We start from the raw sequence: 17,841 nt of genomic DNA, 5'->3' as shown, positions 1-17,841 counted from the left end.
GAATTATGCAGAATACAGATCAAACAGTACAGAATGAAGCGGGAAAAGAAACCGAGAAGGTGATTCTGGTAGGAGTTGCAACAGGAGGAGAGAAAACGGCGGAGCAGTCTCTGAATGAACTTGCAGATCTGGCCAGGACTGCCGGGGCCGCAGTGGCCGGAAAAATGATCCAGGTACGGGAGTCTGCTCATCCGGGCACATATATAGGAAAAGGGAAAATACTGGAATTAAAGGAACTTCTCTGGGAGACAGAGGCTTCGGGAATTATCTGTGATGATGAGCTGACCAGCGCACAGCTGGGAAATCTGGAGGAGGAACTGGACTGTAAAGTGCTGGACCGGACACTTCTGATTCTTGATATATTTGCCGGCCGGGCTGTGACCGGGGAAGGAAAACTCCAGGTAGAACTGGCACAGCTGAGGTATCGGGCGTCCCGCCTGTCAGGCCTGGGAAAAACGCTGTCCCGTCTGGGTGGCGGAATCGGCACAAGAGGACCCGGCGAAAAGAAACTGGAGGTGGACAGGAGAAGAATCCGGGAAAGGATCAGCAGGCTGAAACAGGAACTGAAGGATGTGGAAAAGCACAGAGAGCTGATCCGGAATCAGAGGATCCGATCCGGATTAAAGACAGCTGCCCTGGTCGGCTATACTTCCGCCGGAAAAAGCAGTATTGAAAATGCCCTTACCCATGCGGGAATCGCCGAGGACGCTATGCTTTTTTCTACTCTGGATACAACTACCCGGTCTCTGATACTTGACAAAACCCAGGAGATTCTGCTTACAGATACTGTGGGCTTTATCCGCAAGCTTCCCCATCACCTTGTGGAGGCATTTAAAAGCACCCTGGAAGAAGCAAAATATGCAGACATTCTTATTCATGTGGTAGATGCATCCAATCCGGATATGGACACACAGATGCATGTAGTGTATGAGACTCTGCGCGAACTGGGCGCCGAAGGCAAGCCGGTGATAACCCTTTTCAACAAGCAGGATCTTCTTGACGATCCGGCGCCCCAGAGAGATTTCAGGGCGGATTATTCCATTGGCACATCTGCCAGAACCGGGCAGGGGCTGGCAGAACTGAAAGCAGCTCTTCTGGAAATCCTGCGCAGAGATCAGATCTATATTGAACGGCTGTATTCTTTTGAAGAAGCATGGAAGCTGCAGTTGATCCGCAGCCGGGGACAGCTGATCTCAGAAGAATATCTTCCGGAAGGAGTCAGTATTAAAGCATATGTTCCCGGAGAAATTTACGGGAAACTGTGACAGATTCAAAGAAATCCGCCATCGATTCTGATAATCTGGCCGGTCATATAGGAGGGAGCTTCCGCCAGCATAAGGACGAGACGGGCTGTCTCTTCCGGAGTCCCGAATCTTCCGGCTGGAATTTCATCGGCCAGATCTCTGGCTTCTTCAGGAGAAAGGCGGGCATTCATTGCCGTGTCGATAACTCCGCAGGCCAGAGCATTGACCTGGATATTGCTGGGAGCCAGCTCTTTTGCCAGGGCTTTTGTAAGACCGTTCAGTCCGGCTTTGGAAGCGGAGTAGGCGGCTTCGCAGGAAGCCCCGGAGACGCCCCATATGGAAGAAATATTGATGATCCGCCCGGACTTTTCAGATACCATGGCCGGTATGGCGGCGCGGCAGCAGTAAAAAGCCGAAGAAAGATTGGTATTCAGAATCTTTTGCCATTCTTCATCACTCATATCGCTTAAAAGCCCGAAATGTGAAATGCCGGCGTTATTTACCAGTACATCCAGAGCCGGACAGTGAGTGCGGATTATTTCAAAAATCTGTGAGACTTGTGCGGCGCTGCTTACATCGCCGGGAACGCAGGTGCAGGATCCGCCTTGTTTCAGGATTTCTTCCCGGAGCAGGGAAAGCGCTTCGGCCGGCCGGCGGGAATTAAGAAATACATGATATCCGGCGCCGGCAAAAGCAAGGGCGCATGCCCGTCCGATGCCGCGGGAAGCTCCGGTGATCAGAACATATTTTTTTTGCATAATTACCTCTCTGTTATAATAAATGATACTGTGTCATGCTCTGCGGCTGTTTCCGGACCGCTGGCAGCGGTTCTGCCGATTAGTGCGGAGGAGACACATTTTATGTCTAATATATCATGGATTCCCGTTGGAAGGAATGAAAAAATAGGCAAAGGTTACATTGTTTTTCCATGAATTGATTGCTATAATTACAGTATCTTAATGGAAATTTTACATATTTTATACATAACCCGTACAAATTACGTGTCTCAGAGACACGGCGCAGTTGAACGGAGGTAAAACTATGCTGGATGATGCAATAGAATTTGCAACAAAGGCTCATGAAGGACAGTTCCGCAAAGGAACACGCCGTCCCTATATCGTCCATCCGATCGAGGTGGCGGATATTGTATCAACGATGACAAAAGATGAGGAAGTAATCTGTGCGGCAGTGCTTCATGATACGATTGAGGACTGCCGGGGCATTACAAAAGATGTGCTTAAGCTCAGATTCGGAGACCGGGTGGCCGATATGGTTATGCAGGAAAGCGAGGATAAGTCTCAGTCCTGGGAGGAACGGAAAGGGGCTACGATTCAGAGGCTGAAGAGTGCGTCTCTTCCGGTTCAGATGATTGGTCTGGCAGACAAGCTTTCCAATATGCGTGACATTGACCGGGACTATCCGGCGGCAGGGGAACAGCTCTGGACCAGATTCCGTATGCAGAGCAAAGAAGCGCTGGCCTGGTATTATAAGGAGATCCGTGATGTACTTGCGGAGAATTTCTCCGGTGTGCCGGCTTACGAAGAGTACTGTCGTCTTGTTGATAAGAATTTCGGCTCCGGGCCTGCTCACAGAGACTGGATGTAAACGTGACGGCCATTTGTTTCATGCATGGAACAGAGGAAGACCCGGTACGCGAAAAGTGAAGATGAAGAACAAAAGGCACATAAGGACAGCCAGACTGCGGAGAAGAATGCGGCAGCGGAAGACTTTTGCGGAGTCCCGCAGTTTCCATGCAGCGCCCCATGCAGTAAGAACTGCTGTGAAGAAAACGGCAAGATCGGCAATGAAGAAATTCTGTCCGGTTATGCCCGTGTATGTGTAAAATAGTATCGGAATGCTCAGAGTTCCCAGAAGATTTCCGAGAATGAGCGCGCCGGTCAGCGAGGGCGCGGCTTCTTTCAGACGCGTGGACGCAAAAAGCGAGAATAGCAGCATGGGGAAGAATATCAGTTTCATGTGTTCCCATGTGGATTCGTTAACCGGGGAAATAAGTGCAAGAAGAGGATTTTTCCCGGACCATTGATACAAAAAATGGGACAGTATTCCCGCAGCTGATGTAAATACAATTCCTGAAATCATATATTTCTTTATTCTTATCTCCATAAAACCCCCGATATAACTTTGATAGATTTTTCTTGTATATTGATGTATTATATGTGAATATACTGTAAATATACCCGCTGTACGTACTGTGGGAGGGAAGAACAGCACCATTTTTCTGAAAGCTCTTCCGGGAGGTGATGTGATTGGATATAAAGAAAAAACTGAAAAATAAAAAACGGACCAGACTGTATATGGAGGCGGGACTTGCCATGCTTCTCGTCCTTACCCTTACCCTGGCAGGCAGAGCCGGTCTTCTGGAATCCGGGGCGGCAGGGAGTGATCCTTCGGCGGAGAGAGTACAGACAGAAGAAAAGGACAGCCTGGAAGATGTGAGCGAAAAGGCGGCCGAGGAGAACCGTCTGGCAGAAAAAGCAGCGTCTGAAGCAGAGGAAACCTCGGCAGAAGGGCAGTATCCCATTCTGGGCGAGAGTGATGTGACTGTACAGCAGATGGTAGATTATTTTCAGTCCTCCGGGGAAACTTATCCGGAAAAAGAACTTTCCGAGGGAGGGGCAGATACCATAGAGACATTCTGCCAGATGTATTATGAGGAAGCAGAAGCCGAGGGGGTACGTGCGGAAGTGGCGTTTGCCCAGACCATGAAGGAGACGGGGTTTCTCCAGTATGGAGGCGATGCTTCAATTGAACAGTTTAATTTCGCGGGGATCGGCACAACGGGAAACGGAGTGCCGGGAAATTCCTATCCGGATGTGCGTACCGGGATTCGCGCTCAGATTCAGCATCTGAAAGCATATGCCACTGCAGACGCACTGGAGCATGAGTGTGTGGACGACAGGTATTCCTATGTAAAAAAAGGTTCGGCTCCATATGTGGAATGGCTGGGCCAGCAGGAAAATCCGGAAGGTCTGGGATGGGCTACCGGAGATAATTACGGTTATGATATTGTAGGAATGATTCAGGATATGACAGGATAAATTATTTCCGGCTTAAAATTGTAAATTTATTGAAAAGCAGAGAGTTATCAGGCTTCTCTGCTTTTTTTGCGCGATACATCCGGCAAGCAGCTGTCACGGCTGTATGAGCGGGCATTTGCCGGGCGTATCGCTCAATTCAGACAGGGGGAGCTATGTCCGTCCGATTGAACAGGACCGGAAAATAACAGAGTTTTAACATGAGCTTTATTAAAAGCTTACAAATCCTGTTTTATACTTCTACAAAGAAAGAGAGGTTCGGATCTTGAAGAAAAAATATCTGATTACAGGAATTATTATATTGATGGTTCTCTGCGCCGGAGTTGGTATAGGGACCATACTGAGCAGGAAAGGAGACCGCATTGATGATTCGCAGGGAGTAACTCTTGATAAAAGTGCGGAAGGATATGAGGAAGAGGGGGATACTCCGGAAGAACAGGAGTCCATTCGCTTCCCGGGATATCCGGAGATTACGATAGATGCAGGTCGGGAGGATATACCGATTGTACTGACAAATCCTGAAACGAATCCCTGCTATTTTCAGTTCAGCATCAGTCTGGACGGCGGCGATCCGATTTATGAAAGTGAATGGGTGAAGCCCGGAGACGCGATCAGGGGATTTGATCTGACAACGGCGATTGAACCCGGAGATTATGAGATGAGTATTGCAATTGCGACAAAATCACTTGATACTCAGGAAAACATGAATGGTGGAAATGTCAAAACGACACTTCACGTGACAGAGTAAAAGGGTATCTGTATCCAACGGGATATTGATATAAAGTAATTCGCAGAAAGGAGAAAAAAGTTATGAAACTTAGAAAAGTGATGTCACTGGCAGCAGTGGCAGTATTAGGAACTCTGATGGCAGGCCAGACAGTTATGGCGGCAACAGTAAGTGAGATAACTCCGGATCAGGAAGTTCAGCAGGAAATTGTACTTGAAAAAGAGGAAGAAGTTGTTCCGACATATACCGTAGACGTTCCGGCAACAGTAATACTTTCAAAAGACGCGCAGAATCTGTCATTTTCAATGAACCTTGAAAATCATGAAAACTTTATTCCTGACGGAAAGAAAGTATCTGTTGTAATCGAAAGCGCAGGATATCCGACAGAACTGAATAAGTTTGCTGTATGGGACAGCAGAAATCTTCAGGAGGCATCTTATGAGATTTATTATTCAGATGCCATGGCGGGTGGAAGATATGAGATCGGCGATGAGATCGTATCCTGGGAAGGCAGTAACTGGGGAACCCAGAACAGAAGAATCCGGGCTTTAAATTATGAAAGCATTGAACCGGGTAATTATTCGGGTGTGATTAATTATTCCATTTCTCTGACAGATAAATAGTTATGAAGAAATACCGGGGTATGAGAATAGCAGCCGTGTCGCTGGCTCTGATTCTTGCAGGCACCGTATCCTCCCTTCGGACAGTCCGGGCATCTGAGACGGATGCTCAGACTGCCGTTTATCTGGTTGTCGGAGAAGAAGAGCAGAATGAACATTCCGGGACAGATGCAGGAGAAGACCGAACTTCAGAACAGAAAAATGTTCAGACCGGAGATACAGGGAATGTTCTGATCTGGACCGCGGCAGCAGGGGGCTCCCTGGCTGTATGTATTGCGGCTGCAAGGAAGAAACAGCGTATCTGATTCAGGAACGGCTATTCTTAAGATTCTTTAAATTGCTTGACAAATCGGCATCTTCCGACTATAGTATTCATAGTTAATTTTTAGTTAATACTATTGTAACAATGTAAAAGGTGTCGAGAAAGAGGAGTACACTGTTACTTCCGGCAGAGAGAACTGCCCGGACGGTTTTTCGTATATGTCCGGCTGAGAGGCGGTTTCGAAAAAGGACAGTGGAAGGTAGCTTTTAAACCGGATGGCTGAAAGGTATTCTGGAAGGATGCAGATAGGCTGTCCCGTAGTGGTTCGCGTTACAGAACCAAAGGAGATATATTTTCTGCGGGAGGCATGTCCTGCCGGACCGGAAAATGTATGAAATAAGGTGGTACCGCGGAGTTTTCGCCCTTTACATTTTGTAAAGGGCGTTTCTTTTTTGTGAAAATTCCGTGAACGCCGGATCTGAGCCAGACAGGGAATGCCGGGGAAAAGTCCGCGGCAGACATGAGAGAAAAGTAAAATGAGACAATGAGGGAGACGCAAGGAGAGAAGGAAATGAGCAAAGAATTAGCAAAGACTTATGATCCGAAAGCGATCGAAGAAAAACTGTATGACAAATGGTGCGAGAATAAGTATTTCCATGCAGAAGTGGACCGCAGCAGAAAACCGTTTACCACGGTTATGCCTCCTCCGAATATTACAGGAAAGCTTCATATGGGGCATGCGCTTGATAATACGCTGCAGGATATTCTGATCCGTTACAAGAGAATGGAAGGATACAACGCCCTCTGGGTTCCGGGAACAGACCATGCGGCGATTTCTACAGAAGTTAAGGTGACAAACCAGCTGAAAGAGGAAGGCATTGACAAGAAGGAGCTGGGGCGGGAAGGATTCCTTAAGAGAACCTGGCAGTGGAAGGAAGAGTATGCAGGAACGATTGAGGGACAGCTGAAGAAGCTGGGCGTATCCTGCGACTGGGACAGAGAGCGCTTTACAATGGATGAAGGCTGCTCGAAAGCGGTTGAAGAGGTCTTTATTAACCTTTATAAGAAAGGATATATTTACAAGGGATCCAGAATTATTAACTGGTGTCCGAAATGTAATACATCTCTTTCGGATGCCGAGGTAGAGCATGAAGAACAGGAAGGACATTTCTGGCACATCAAATATCCCATCGTGGGAACAGACCGGTTCCTTGAGATTGCCACTACACGTCCGGAAACCATGCTGGGAGATACGGCGATTGCGGTGCATCCGGATGATGAGAGATACAAAGATATTGTAGGGAAAAATGTAATCCTGCCTCTGGCAGGCCGGGAAATTCCGATTGTAGCGGATTATTATGTGGATAAGGAATTCGGAACCGGAGCTGTAAAGATTACGCCGGCTCACGACCCGAATGACTTTGAAGTAGGCAAGCGCCACAATCTGGAAGAAATCAATATTATGAATGATGACGCCACAATCAATGAAAAAGGCGGAAAATACGCGGGAATGGACCGTTATGAGGCGAGAAGAGCGATTGTAAAAGATCTGGAAGAGCAGGGATATCTTGTAAAGGTTGTTCCTCACACTCATGCGGTGGGAACCCATGACCGCTGCGGCACAACAGTAGAACCGCTGATCAAACAGCAGTGGTTTGTAAAGATGGATGAACTGGCAAAGCCGGCGATCAACGCCCTGAAAACAGGAGAGCTGAAGTTTGTGCCGGACCGGTTTGACAAGATTTATCTTCACTGGCTGGAAAATATTAAAGACTGGTGTATTTCCCGTCAGATCTGGTGGGGACACAGAATTCCGGCATACTACTGCGATGAGTGCGGCGAGATTGTTGTTGACCGCCATGCGCCGGAGAAGTGCCCGAAGTGTGGCTACACGCATTTTACACAGGATGAGGATACACTGGACACATGGTTTTCATCGGCGCTGTGGCCGTTCTCTACACTGGGATGGCCGGATAAGACAGAAGATCTGGATTATTTCTATCCTACAGACGTGCTTGTGACAGGATATGATATCATTTTCTTCTGGGTTATCCGCATGGTATTCTCCGGATATGAGCACACCGGAAAATCACCGTTCCATACGGTTCTGATTCACGGTCTGGTAAGAGATTCCCAGGGACGGAAGATGAGCAAATCTCTTGGAAACGGTATTGATCCGCTGGAGATTATTGACAAGTACGGCGCGGACGCACTGCGGCTTACTCTTGTTACCGGAAACGCGCCGGGCAATGATATGCGCTTCTACAATGAGAGAGTAGAGGCAAGCAGAAATTTTGCCAATAAAGTATGGAACGCGTCCCGTTTCATTCTGATGAATATGAAAGACGATACCATAGAGGAGCCGGAAGACTCTCTGTTGCAGCCGGCTGACCGCTGGATTTTGTCCGGGGTGAACACGCTTGCAAAAGACGTGACCGAGAATATGGACAAATACGAGCTGGGCATTGCGGTACAGAAAGTATATGACTTTATATGGGATGAGTTCTGCGACTGGTATGTGGAACTGGCGAAATACCGGATTTACCATGCAGAGGAAAATCCGGAAGCGGCAAACTGCGCGCTCTGGACATTGAAGACTGTACTGGCTCAGGCCTTAAAACTTCTTCATCCCTTTATGCCGTTTATTACGGAAGAGATCTACAGCGCTCTTGTGCCGGACGAAGAGTCTCTGATGATGTCCGGCTGGCCGGTATTCCGGGAAGACAGGGTATTCCCTGCCGCGGAGAAGATTATGGAACGCGTAAAAGCGATGACAAAGGGAATCCGCAATATTCGTGCCGAAATGAATGTGCCGAATAACAGAAAAACAAAAGTATACATTGTAAGTGAGGATAATGATATCTGTACCGGCATTGAGACGTTCAAAGAATCCATCATGCCGTTGATGTCGGCAGGAGAGATCATTGTTCAGCGGACAAAACAGGATGTGGATGATAACGCAGTCTCTGTTGTAGTGCCGGACGCGGTAGTTTATCTGCCGCTTGAAGATCTGGTGGATTTTGAGCAGGAAAGAAACAGACTGGAACAGGAAGAAAAGAGACTGAACAGCGAAATCAAACGTGCTCAGGGAATGCTGGCAAACGAAAGGTTTGTAAGCCGCGCGCCTGAAGCAAAGGTTCAGGAAGAACGGGACAAACTGGAAAAATATACGCAGATGCTTGCGCAGGTGAAAGAAAGAATGGCAGGACTCAGAAAGTAGACCGTTGAACCACTGCCTGCCGTGTAGAAAGAAAAGGGGATGTAAATGAAACGCATTCAGATCAGAAAACCCGATATAAAGGGATTCTTTGTTAAGGTCAGAAATCTGAAAAAAGAAGATATAAAACGGCATTTTGAACAAAAAAGGGAACGGCGAAAGAAAATCCTGGAAGAACGGCAGAACAGTGCGTTTTCCAGGAAGATGAGGCCGGTTTACAAGTGGATGAACCGGCTGTCTCTTCCGCTTCATTTTCTGCTTGCCTGTGTGATCAATTTCTTAATTGAATTGATTTCCAGACATTCCCTTTTTCAGGCATGGGACTATCTGGCAGAGACACCGCTTGTATTTTTGTATAATTCGTTCCTTATATTTGCTACATTTACACTTGTGTATCTGGTGCGGCGCAGGGTTTTTGCGAGAATCCTTATCAGTGTGTTCTGGATCTTCCTGGGCACATGCAACGGATACCTTCTGCTAAAGAGAGTAACGCCTTTTAATGCTCAGGATCTGAAAGTGCTTTCGGACGCGCTGGAGCTGACAGGCAATTACTTCAGCCCGGTAGAACTGGTACTGCTGATTATCGGAATTGTGGCTGTTGTTCTGTGGGTTGTTTCCATGTGGAGAAGAGGCGGACAGTACACGGGAAAGATGCATCGGATTATTGCTCTTGCGGGAAGCGTGCTGTCATTTGCGCTCTGCATATTCCTGACCAACGAGGCGATTGATAAGCGAGTGATTTCCAATTATTTCGGAAATATTGCATTTGCATATGAAGATTATGGGTTTCCCTACTGTTTCTCGGCCAGTCTGTTTAATACAGGAATTAATAAGCCGGCAGGCTACAGTGAGGAAACGATGGCAGAGATCAGCAACAACGGGACAATTACTCAGAGCAGTTCCGGCAGAACGGAAGAAGAGATGCCTAATATCATCATTGTGCAGCTGGAGTCTTTCTTCGATCCTACGGAAGTAGAGTGGCTGAAATTCTCCGAAGATCCGATTCCGAACCTGCGGAAACTGTTTTCCGGATATTCATCGGGATATTTTAAGGTGCCATCTGTAGGGGCAGGAACCGCCAATACAGAATTTGAAGTGCTTACAGGAATGAGTATGCGCTTTTTCGGGCCGGGAGAATATCCGTATAAAACATATGTGAAAAATAATGTGCTGGAAAGCGCGGCTACAGCTCTGGAAGAATTCGGTTACGGAGCGGAAGCCCTTCATAATAACGGCGGAAATTTCTACAGCCGGGCACAGGTATTCAACAATATGGGATTTGACCACTATACCAGCAAGGAATTTATGAATATTCTTCAGACAACTCCGAAAGGCTGGGCGACAGATGACATTCTTGTACCGAATATTATGGAATCTATGGACACAACAGAAGGGCAGGATTTTGTATTTACCATCAGCGTGGAAGGACACGGAGAATACCCTACAGAAAAGGTACTGGATAATCCGAAGATCAAAGTCAGCGGTGTTGAAGATGAAGGTGAGCGCAATGCATGGGAATACTATGTTAATCTTGTCTATGAAATGGATCAGTTTGCCGGTGATCTGATTGAGGCTGTGGAAGAAAGAGATGAGCCTACAGTAGTTGTTTTCTACGGAGATCATCTGCCCACGATGAATCTTGAGGCAAAGGATCTTAAGAGCAGATATCTTTATAATACAAATTATGTAATCTGGGATAATATAGGTCTTGAAAAAGAAGATGGAAATATTGCCGCATATCAGCTGGTGGCAGATGTGTTTGACCGTCTGGATATTCATTCGGGAACTGTCTTTAATTATCATCAGCAGCGGCAGGAAACAAAGAATTATCTTTCAGATCTGGAACTGCTTCAGTATGACATTATGTATGGAAAGCAGTATGTATATGAGGAAAGCGGAAGCCCCATTACAGAAGGTCACATGGTAATGGGAGTGAAAGACGCAGAGATCTCGGAGGTGCTGGAGCAGCTGGACGGCACCTGCAGCATTTACGGGGAGAACTTTACGAAACAGAGTAAAGTATATATTAACGGAGAAAAACAGGACACTACGTTTATGAACAATACCAGACTGGATCTGACGGAGACGGATCTGGAAGACGGCGATACGATAATGGTGGCGCAGGTAGGGTCAAGTAATACTATATTCCGGACTTCAAAGACGTATGAATACCAGGCCGGAACTCTGACTGAGCTGCCGGAAGATGAAAACGCCGTGGAAAACGGAAGACAGGCGTTTGTGAGTGAGGACGATCAGGAAGAATGACATATGAAGAAGCAGTAACATATATTCTGGATATTCCGAAGTTTACCAGAAAAAATGACGCCGTACACACAAAAACTCTTCTTCGCCTTCTGGGTGATCCTCAGGAGGCGGTTAAAGTTATCCATGTGGCCGGTACAAACGGTAAGGGCTCCGTGTGCGCTTACCTGGATGCTATGCTCCGTTCAGAAGGAAAACGGACCGGGCTTTTTACTTCGCCCCATCTTGTGAAGATGAATGAACGCATTGTCATTGACGGCCGTTCCATCAGCGATGATGCGTTTGCCTTTATTTTTGAGAAGACACTTTCCTGTGTAAGGCGCATGGAAGAGGCGGGACTCCCTCATCCGACTTTTTTTGAGTTCCTGTTTGCTATGGCGGCAGCTGCATTTGCGGAAGCCGGGGTGGAATATGCTGTGCTGGAAACAGGAATGGGAGGCCGGCTTGACGCCACAAATACAGTAGAGCGGCCGCTGGCCTCAGTGATCACTTCTATCGGCATGGATCACATGGAATATCTGGGGCGCACGCCGGAGCAGATCGCGGGGGAGAAGGCCGGAATTATTAAGCCGGGAGTTCCTGTCCTTTTTGCGGAGACATCTCCTGATAGTGATGGTGTTATTGAAAGAACCGCGGAAAAACGCGGAAGTTTGTGTAAAAAAATCGGGAAAGATGCGTACGAAATTCTCAGAATTGAGGACAAACATATTGCATTTTCCTGTTCAAATGCTTATTATGGAAATACCACGTGGAAATTGAATAATATCGGGACTTATCAGCCGGCCAATGCCATGCTTGCCCTGGAAGTCATGCGGATTCTCTTTGGAGATTCGGGACATCCGGATATATGGAGAGAGGCGCTGTCCGGCGTAAAGTGGGCAGGCCGGATGGAAGAAGTCCTTCCGGATGTCTATGTGGACGGGGCCCATAATGTAAGCGCTGTGGAAGCGTTTGCGGCCAGTGTGCTGCCGGACGTCAGGGGCAGAGTGATTCTGTTTTCCGCGGTGAAGGACAAGGATTATGAGGATATGATATCCTGTCTGTGCCGGAACGTTCAGGCTGATTTTTATGTGGTAACGCTGATTGCGGACAGAAGGGCCGCTCAGGCAGAAGAGCTGGGCCGGCTGTTTGAAAGATACACGGATAAACCCGTTATTGTTACAGAGAATGTAAAAGACGCGCTTCATTATATACTGGCGCACCGGGGAGAACGCAGAGTTTACTGCCTTGGTTCTCTGTATCTGGCGGGGATGATAAAGGAACTGATTCAGGAGGAATACAGATGCTCAACTATGAGGAAGAACTGAAAAAATTCAAACCCAGCCTCGAAGTGGAAGAGATAGAGGAAGCTGTTTACCAGGAGGATCTGTCGGATATGACAGATCTTCTGAAACAAGTCATGGATCAGAAGAAATGACTTTTGTCAGAAAGATTGTGGTGAGTATAAATGGATTACGCGAAGAAGATCGTATACCAGTCCAATTACTGGTATAATGATGGACTGAGAAAGGCGCAGATCCGCGATATGTCAGGGGCAGCAAAGTCACTCAGGATAAGCCTGCAGTTTAACAGGGAAAATATCGCGGCGAGAAATCTTCTGGGACTTGTATATTATGGAACAGGAGAAGTCGCGGAAGCTCTGGTAGAGTGGATTATCAGTAAAAATCTGCGTCCGAGAGACAACATAGCCAATTATTTTATTAAAGAAGTACAGGCCTCCGCAAATGAGCTTGAGACGATTAATCAGGCTGTAAAAAAATATAACCAGTGCATCGGATACTGCCGCCAGAACGGAGAAGACCTGGCAATTATTCAGCTGAAACAGGTGATTACTTCTCATCCTTCATTTTTGAAGGCTCATCAGCTGCTGGCTCTGCTTTATCTTCGTACGGAGCAGTATTCCCGCGCAAGGCAGGTGCTGCGCGCGGCGCGGAGAATTGATACGGCAAACGAGACTACGTTAAGGTATATGCATGAAATGACGGCCAGAAGAGGCAGAGGCCGCAGAATTGAGAAAAAGAAAAAAGATGATGCTGTGGAATATAGTCTGGGCAATGAGACAATTATTCAGCCGAAACATTCTACGGTCAAATCAATGGCATCGCATCTTGCTGTCGCAAATATTTTTATCGGTGCGGCCATCGGCGCGGCAATTATCTGGTTCCTGGTAGCTCCGGCGGTTAATCAGTCCCGGTCAGAGCGTCTGAATAATCAGATAAGGGAATACAGTCAGCAGATTGATTCCCTGGAAGCTCAGATCAGCGCCCAGACCAGAACTCTGGATAACTATCGCGCGGAAAGTGAAAGCGCCGAGGCGGACGCCCAGAAGGCGGCCAATACTATTGACAGTTATGAGAATCTTATGGCAGTTATGGAAGAATACAGATCGGGCGCGTATGAATCCAACACTCTGGCCGATTCCCTGCTCAGTATTTCAAGAGATAATCTTGGAGATAACGGGAAAGCCCAGTATGATGACCTGACAGATACAATTTATCCCAGAGCCTGTGAAAACAGGATGTCGGAAGGCAGGAATGCTTTGGATGCCGAAAACTATGAAGATGCGATTACTGCTCTTTCCAAGGTCGTGAGAATGGATGCCGGCTATAATAACGGCGAAGCGCTCTTCCGGCTGGGAGAAGCCTATATGGGCAGCGGAGACAATGAAAATGCGGCAACCTATTTCCAGAGAGTAGTGGATGAATACGGGAATTCGCAGTATGCGGACGAAGCTTCTGACAACCTGCAGACCACTAAGGGCTCATCCGACAGCGGAGACACCGGAGACGGCAGCAGCGGACAATAAAATACTCAAATAGATCAGACAATATTAAAAAAGAGAAAAATAAAGAATAAAGACAGAAAATTACTAAAGAAGAGGATGTGCAGAATGGCACATCCTTTATTTTTGCACAATTCTGTGCGAAGGGGGCAGACCCTTATCAGATTTCATGAGGAGGAGTATGATGAAATATCAGGTTCAGGAGAACTGTCTGACAATTTATCTGCCGCGTGAAGTGGATCATCATAACGCGGAAGAGATGAAGCGGGAAGCGGATGCGGTTATCGACAGAAATCATATTAAATATATTATTTTTGATTTTGAGAAGACGGATTTTATGGACAGTTCCGGAATAGGGGTAATTATGGGAAGATATAAAACGATCTGCCTGATCGGAGGAGAGGTCTGGGCAGTGCATGCAAATGCGAGAATCAAAAAAATACTGACATTGTCAGGTGTGACGAAAATTATGCAGATATATGAGGAGGATGAGGTATGAAAAATACGAATGAAATGGAGATCAGATTTGACAGCAGATCGGAGAATGAAGGGTTTGCCCGGGTGACAGTTGCCGCATTTATGACACAGCTCAATCCTACGGTAGAGGAGGTGGCTGATGTGAAGACGGCTGTTTCGGAAGCTGTGACGAATGCCATTATTCACGGATATGACCAGGAGGTAAAGAAGATACATATCCGCTGCCGGATACGGGAAAATATTTTTTTCGTTGAGGTCAGTGATACAGGCAGGGGCATTGAAAACATAGAGGAGGCGATGCGTCCCATGTTTACTACCAGACCGGAACAGGAACGCTCCGGTATGGGGTTTGCCTTTATGGAAGCTTTTATGGATCAGGTAGAAGTGGAGTCCGAACCGGGGAAAGGAACGACAGTAAAAATGCAGAAGGCCATTGGAAAAGGAAGGGAGATATGGACCACACAATCGCTTTAATCAGGAGATCGCACGATGGAGATAAAGAAGCGAGAGAACAGCTTGTGGAAGAAAATATCGGTCTGATCTGGTGCGTTGTCAGAAGGTTCTGCGGCAGGGGAACAGAGACTGAAGATCTCTTTCAGATCGGATGTATCGGTCTTCTGAAAGCCATTGACAAGTTTGATCTGTCTTATGATGTGAAGTTTTCTACCTACGCGGTGCCCATGATATCCGGAGAGATCAAGCGTTTTTTGAGAGACGACGGTATGATCAAGGTCAGCCGGTCTCTGAAGGAACTTTCCTACAGAAGCCTTCAGGCAAGGGAAAAACTGACGGACAGACTTGGAAGAGAGCCTACGCTGGAAGAGCTGTCCTGTGAGCTGGGAATTGAGAAAGAGGAAATTGTGCAGGCAATGGAGGCCGGAAGCGAGGTGGAATCTATTTACCGGCCCATTCATCAGAAAGAGGGCAGTGAGATACAGCTTCTGGACAAAATTGAAGAAAAAGATAAAAAGGAGGACAAAATTCTTGACCGAATGCTGCTGGGACAGCTGCTTGAGACGCTGAATCCGGAAGAACGCCGGCTGATTTATCTGAGATATTTCGCAGATAAAACCCAGACTGACGTGGGAAAACTTATGGGAATCTCACAGGTGCAGGTGTCAAGGCTTGAGAAAAAAATACTTGAAAATATGCGGAAAATGAGCATCTGAGCACATATTTCCGCCGAAAATCCAGATACTATTTCCGAAATAGTATACAGCGCCCGGATGTGCCTGTGCTCTTCCGGGACGCACGGAAAGGTCGGTGAAAATATGGATGACGGACACAGAAAAATATGGTATTCCATTCTTACTGTCGTGGCAGTAGCGGCAGCCCTGGGGATTTTCTACTGGCTGACAAATCCGCAGCAGGAAAATTCCGAAGGATTTTTAATTCAGAATACGGAGGTGGAAAGCTGTGTCATCTGATACGGTTACTCTTTATATCAAAGGAAACCGGGATGTTGAAGTGACGAAAGAAGAAGTCACGCTGGGAGATATTTTATCCATGGAATGTGCGGATAAAAAGATAATTCCGAAAGTGAAATCTCTCAGAATTCTGAAGATACAGCAGCCCGGACGTCAGAGATATGTGATTTCCATTCTCCGGATTATTTCCTGTATTCATAAAAACTGCCCCGGCATAGAAGTGCAGAATCTGGGAGAAACAGATATTATCGTTACCTGTGAAAACCAGAGTACGCCGGGGAAGTGGTGGCATATGGTAAAGACAGTATTTGTGGCGGCAGTTACTTTTTTCGGAGCCGCATTTACCATTATGGCATTTAACAATGATGTAGATGTGACCCGGTTGTTCGGACAGATTCATGAGCTTGCCACCGGCGAGGAAACATCCGGTTTTACAATACTGGAGGTCACATATTCGGTGGGGCTTACGGTGGGTATTCTTCTTTTCTTTAATCATTTCGGGAAGAAGCGGTTTACTGTGGATCCTACGCCGATGGAAATTCAGATGAGGCTGTATGAAAACGATATCCAGACCACACTGGTAGAAAACGCCTCCAGGAGAGGGGATGAGATTGATGTGGACAGCTCAGATTCTTCTGGCTCTGGCCGGACTTAGCGCCGGGATTGCGGTGGCAGGCGGTCTGTTCGCGTTTATTGTAGAATTGGGTGTGGTTGCAGACTTCGCGGACAGAACGCACACAGGAGACAAAATGTTTTTTTATGAAAGCTGTGCCGCTCTGGGCGGCATAGCGGGCAATTTTGTTTATGTATTCCAGATTGATCTGCCGGCGGGGGGCTGGTTCCTTGCGGCATATGGAATACTGGCAGGAATTTTTGCCGGATGCTGGGCGATGGCGCTGGCAGAAATTTTAAATGTATTTCCCGTGTTTCTTAGGAGAGCAAGAGTAGTCCGCTATCTGACTGCTTTCATTTTAAGTATTGCGCTGGGCAAAGGGCTGGGCGCATGTCTGTTCTTTTTTAAGGGATGGTGACTATGCCACCATCCCCCATATCCAGTAAATCAGTCCAAGCACCCAGCTTGTAAAGATTCCGTACAATATGACCGGGCCGGCAATGGTAAAGATTTTACATCCTATGCCGAATACCTGGCCTTCTTTTTTATACTCGATAGCCGGAGCGGCAACAGAGTTTGCAAATCCGGTGATGGGAACCAGAGCGCCTGCGCCGCCCCATTTGGCCAGTTTCGGGTAGATGCCGGTTCCTGTCAGCAGCACGCTGATCAGTACCAGAGTCAGAGAAGTCCATCCGCTGCAGTCGTCCCGGGAAAGTTCCCGGAACTCACAGTAATGATAGATTACCTGTCCCAGAAAGCAGATTGTGCCGCCTGAGAGGAATGCTTTGAACATATTGGCCCATACGTTGTGTTTCGGTGTTTTCTGTTTGACATATTTCTCATATTGCTGTTCCTGCTTCATTTGCTGTACTCTATCCATAGAAGCGCCTCCTTTATTTCCGCAGAGACAGACCGGGATGTTTCCGTGAAAATCCGGCCTCTGCCGCGGAGTAATTGACTTTTCCGCAGCCGGCATGCCTGCAGATAATGCTGCTTTTCCGGCCGTCTCTTCTTATTATCTGGCTCCCCCTCAAAAATATACTCTGAAAAAGCGTGGAGTTTCCGGAATGTATGGGAATACAGAAGAATTCCGGATAACAGAAAAGTTACTACGATATGTATATTCCGGAAATGCCGGCAGATAATAACTGCAT

General features: G+C 47.1%; 20 protein-coding genes. 17 read left to right on the top strand and 3 right to left on the bottom strand.

What is annotated here, in order from left to right; all coding sequences use genetic code 11:
• The first annotated feature begins 5 nt into the window (after positions 1–5).
• Positions 6–1,265, top strand: a complete 1,260-nt coding sequence (gene hflX, locus AC0QUU_RS13490; RefSeq protein WP_474543411.1) for a GTPase HflX — start codon at positions 6–8, stop codon at positions 1,263–1,265.
• Positions 1,266–1,270: 5 nt separating this feature from the next.
• Here the strand turns inward: hflX and ymfI are convergent, their stop codons facing one another.
• Complete coding sequence (ymfI, locus tag AC0QUU_RS13485; RefSeq protein WP_474543410.1) at positions 1,271–2,002, bottom strand: elongation factor P 5-aminopentanone reductase; 732 nt, start codon at positions 2,000–2,002, stop codon at positions 1,271–1,273.
• A gap of 283 nt (positions 2,003–2,285) precedes the next feature.
• Between ymfI and AC0QUU_RS13480 the strand changes: the two genes are divergently transcribed.
• Positions 2,286–2,849: an HD domain-containing protein gene (locus AC0QUU_RS13480; RefSeq protein WP_474543409.1), complete on the top strand. Its 564-nt coding sequence runs from the start codon at positions 2,286–2,288 to the stop codon at positions 2,847–2,849.
• A gap of 18 nt (positions 2,850–2,867) precedes the next feature.
• On the opposite strand, the gene AC0QUU_RS13475 is transcribed toward AC0QUU_RS13480, so the two are convergent.
• The gene (locus AC0QUU_RS13475; RefSeq protein ID WP_474545590.1) at positions 2,868–3,344 is read right to left on the bottom strand and encodes a DUF6512 family protein; all 477 of its coding nucleotides are present in this window, start codon (positions 3,342–3,344) and stop codon (positions 2,868–2,870) included.
• A gap of 167 nt (positions 3,345–3,511) precedes the next feature.
• On the opposite strand from AC0QUU_RS13475, the gene AC0QUU_RS13470 reads away from it, so the two are divergent.
• From AC0QUU_RS13470 to AC0QUU_RS13400, 15 genes are all read left to right on the top strand, one after another.
• Positions 3,512–4,303, top strand: a complete 792-nt coding sequence (locus AC0QUU_RS13470) for a glucosaminidase domain-containing protein (protein ID WP_474543408.1) — start codon at positions 3,512–3,514, stop codon at positions 4,301–4,303.
• Between the two features lie 262 nt (positions 4,304–4,565).
• The gene (locus tag AC0QUU_RS13465; RefSeq protein WP_474543407.1) at positions 4,566–5,048 is read left to right on the top strand and encodes a hypothetical protein; all 483 of its coding nucleotides are present in this window, start codon (positions 4,566–4,568) and stop codon (positions 5,046–5,048) included.
• Between the two features lie 62 nt (positions 5,049–5,110).
• Positions 5,111–5,650, top strand: a complete 540-nt coding sequence (locus AC0QUU_RS13460) for a hypothetical protein (protein ID WP_474543406.1) — start codon at positions 5,111–5,113, stop codon at positions 5,648–5,650.
• A 20-nt stretch (positions 5,651–5,670) separates the two neighbouring features.
• Positions 5,671–5,952 (top strand): hypothetical protein, encoded by a 282-nt coding sequence (locus AC0QUU_RS13455; protein WP_474543405.1) that lies wholly within the window; start codon positions 5,671–5,673, stop codon positions 5,950–5,952.
• Between the two features lie 528 nt (positions 5,953–6,480).
• The gene (locus AC0QUU_RS13450; RefSeq protein WP_474543404.1) at positions 6,481–9,129 is read left to right on the top strand and encodes a valine--tRNA ligase; all 2,649 of its coding nucleotides are present in this window, start codon (positions 6,481–6,483) and stop codon (positions 9,127–9,129) included.
• Positions 9,130–9,174: 45 nt separating this feature from the next.
• Positions 9,175–11,391, top strand: a complete 2,217-nt coding sequence (locus AC0QUU_RS13445; RefSeq protein ID WP_474543403.1) for an LTA synthase family protein — start codon at positions 9,175–9,177, stop codon at positions 11,389–11,391.
• Positions 11,388–12,695, top strand: a complete 1,308-nt coding sequence (locus AC0QUU_RS13440) for a bifunctional folylpolyglutamate synthase/dihydrofolate synthase (protein WP_474543402.1) — start codon at positions 11,388–11,390, stop codon at positions 12,693–12,695. Before AC0QUU_RS13445 ends, AC0QUU_RS13440 begins: the two co-directional genes overlap by 4 nt.
• A complete protein-coding gene (locus AC0QUU_RS13435) occupies positions 12,671–12,805 on the top strand; it encodes a hypothetical protein (protein ID WP_474543401.1) in 135 nt (44 codons plus the stop codon). Before AC0QUU_RS13440 ends, AC0QUU_RS13435 begins: the two co-directional genes overlap by 25 nt.
• Before the next feature lie 30 nt (positions 12,806–12,835).
• Positions 12,836–14,194 carry a tetratricopeptide repeat protein gene (locus tag AC0QUU_RS13430; RefSeq protein WP_474543400.1) on the top strand — a complete coding sequence of 453 codons (1,359 nt, stop codon included), beginning with the start codon at positions 12,836–12,838 and terminating at the stop codon, positions 14,192–14,194.
• A gap of 160 nt (positions 14,195–14,354) precedes the next feature.
• Positions 14,355–14,669, top strand: a complete 315-nt coding sequence (locus tag AC0QUU_RS13425) for an STAS domain-containing protein (RefSeq protein WP_474545589.1) — start codon at positions 14,355–14,357, stop codon at positions 14,667–14,669.
• Positions 14,666–15,121 carry an anti-sigma F factor gene (gene spoIIAB / locus AC0QUU_RS13420; RefSeq protein ID WP_474543399.1) on the top strand — a complete coding sequence of 152 codons (456 nt, stop codon included), beginning with the start codon at positions 14,666–14,668 and terminating at the stop codon, positions 15,119–15,121. Before AC0QUU_RS13425 ends, spoIIAB begins: the two co-directional genes overlap by 4 nt.
• Positions 15,100–15,816: an RNA polymerase sporulation sigma factor SigF gene (sigF, locus tag AC0QUU_RS13415; protein WP_474543398.1), complete on the top strand. Its 717-nt coding sequence runs from the start codon at positions 15,100–15,102 to the stop codon at positions 15,814–15,816. The genes spoIIAB and sigF overlap by 22 nt, the downstream gene beginning before the upstream one ends.
• Positions 15,817–15,918: 102 nt before the next feature.
• Positions 15,919–16,074, top strand: coding sequence for a hypothetical protein (locus tag AC0QUU_RS13410; protein WP_474543397.1), 156 nt, complete (start codon positions 15,919–15,921; stop codon positions 16,072–16,074).
• Positions 16,064–16,729: a stage V sporulation protein AA gene (locus AC0QUU_RS13405; protein ID WP_474543396.1), complete on the top strand. Its 666-nt coding sequence runs from the start codon at positions 16,064–16,066 to the stop codon at positions 16,727–16,729. The genes AC0QUU_RS13410 and AC0QUU_RS13405 overlap by 11 nt, the downstream gene beginning before the upstream one ends.
• Complete coding sequence (locus AC0QUU_RS13400; RefSeq protein WP_474545588.1) at positions 16,689–17,105, top strand: stage V sporulation protein AB; 417 nt, start codon at positions 16,689–16,691, stop codon at positions 17,103–17,105. Before AC0QUU_RS13405 ends, AC0QUU_RS13400 begins: the two co-directional genes overlap by 41 nt.
• On the opposite strand, the gene spoVAC is transcribed toward AC0QUU_RS13400, so the two are convergent.
• Positions 17,106–17,567 carry a stage V sporulation protein AC gene (spoVAC, locus tag AC0QUU_RS13395; RefSeq protein WP_474543395.1) on the bottom strand — a complete coding sequence of 154 codons (462 nt, stop codon included), beginning with the start codon at positions 17,565–17,567 and terminating at the stop codon, positions 17,106–17,108.
• Between the last annotated feature and the right edge of the window lie 274 nt (positions 17,568–17,841).

It is taken from the genome of Mediterraneibacter sp. HA8405 (assembly GCF_056148955.1).
The sequence above is the reverse complement of the archived record's forward strand: the minus strand, read 5'-3'. Positions and strand labels throughout refer to the sequence as shown.

What these genes read in the sequence shown, in the direction of transcription:
- AC0QUU_RS13475 (WP_474545590.1), bottom strand. Translation starts at nt 3,344, where the DNA reads ATGATTTCAGGAATTGTATTTACATCAGCTGCGGGAATACTGTCCCAT.
- AC0QUU_RS13455 (WP_474543405.1), top strand. Translation starts at nt 5,671, where the DNA reads ATGAGAATAGCAGCCGTGTCGCTGGCTCTGATTCTTGCAGGCACCGTA.
- AC0QUU_RS13410 (WP_474543397.1), top strand. Translation starts at nt 15,919, where the DNA reads ATGGATGACGGACACAGAAAAATATGGTATTCCATTCTTACTGTCGTG.
- ymfI (WP_474543410.1), bottom strand. Translation starts at nt 2,002, where the DNA reads ATGCAAAAAAAATATGTTCTGATCACCGGAGCTTCCCGCGGCATCGGA.
- spoVAC (WP_474543395.1), bottom strand. Translation starts at nt 17,567, where the DNA reads ATGGATAGAGTACAGCAAATGAAGCAGGAACAGCAATATGAGAAATAT.
- AC0QUU_RS13400 (WP_474545588.1), top strand. Translation starts at nt 16,689, where the DNA reads ATGTGGACAGCTCAGATTCTTCTGGCTCTGGCCGGACTTAGCGCCGGG.
- AC0QUU_RS13445 (WP_474543403.1), top strand. Translation starts at nt 9,175, where the DNA reads ATGAAACGCATTCAGATCAGAAAACCCGATATAAAGGGATTCTTTGTT.
- hflX (WP_474543411.1), top strand. Translation starts at nt 6, where the DNA reads ATGCAGAATACAGATCAAACAGTACAGAATGAAGCGGGAAAAGAAACC.
- sigF (WP_474543398.1), top strand. Translation starts at nt 15,100, where the DNA reads ATGGACCACACAATCGCTTTAATCAGGAGATCGCACGATGGAGATAAA.
- AC0QUU_RS13480 (WP_474543409.1), top strand. Translation starts at nt 2,286, where the DNA reads ATGCTGGATGATGCAATAGAATTTGCAACAAAGGCTCATGAAGGACAG.
- AC0QUU_RS13460 (WP_474543406.1), top strand. Translation starts at nt 5,111, where the DNA reads ATGAAACTTAGAAAAGTGATGTCACTGGCAGCAGTGGCAGTATTAGGA.
- AC0QUU_RS13440 (WP_474543402.1), top strand. Translation starts at nt 11,388, where the DNA reads ATGACATATGAAGAAGCAGTAACATATATTCTGGATATTCCGAAGTTT.
- spoIIAB (WP_474543399.1), top strand. Translation starts at nt 14,666, where the DNA reads ATGAAAAATACGAATGAAATGGAGATCAGATTTGACAGCAGATCGGAG.
- AC0QUU_RS13430 (WP_474543400.1), top strand. Translation starts at nt 12,836, where the DNA reads ATGGATTACGCGAAGAAGATCGTATACCAGTCCAATTACTGGTATAAT.
- AC0QUU_RS13435 (WP_474543401.1), top strand. Translation starts at nt 12,671, where the DNA reads ATGCTCAACTATGAGGAAGAACTGAAAAAATTCAAACCCAGCCTCGAA.
- AC0QUU_RS13450 (WP_474543404.1), top strand. Translation starts at nt 6,481, where the DNA reads ATGAGCAAAGAATTAGCAAAGACTTATGATCCGAAAGCGATCGAAGAA.
- AC0QUU_RS13425 (WP_474545589.1), top strand. Translation starts at nt 14,355, where the DNA reads ATGAAATATCAGGTTCAGGAGAACTGTCTGACAATTTATCTGCCGCGT.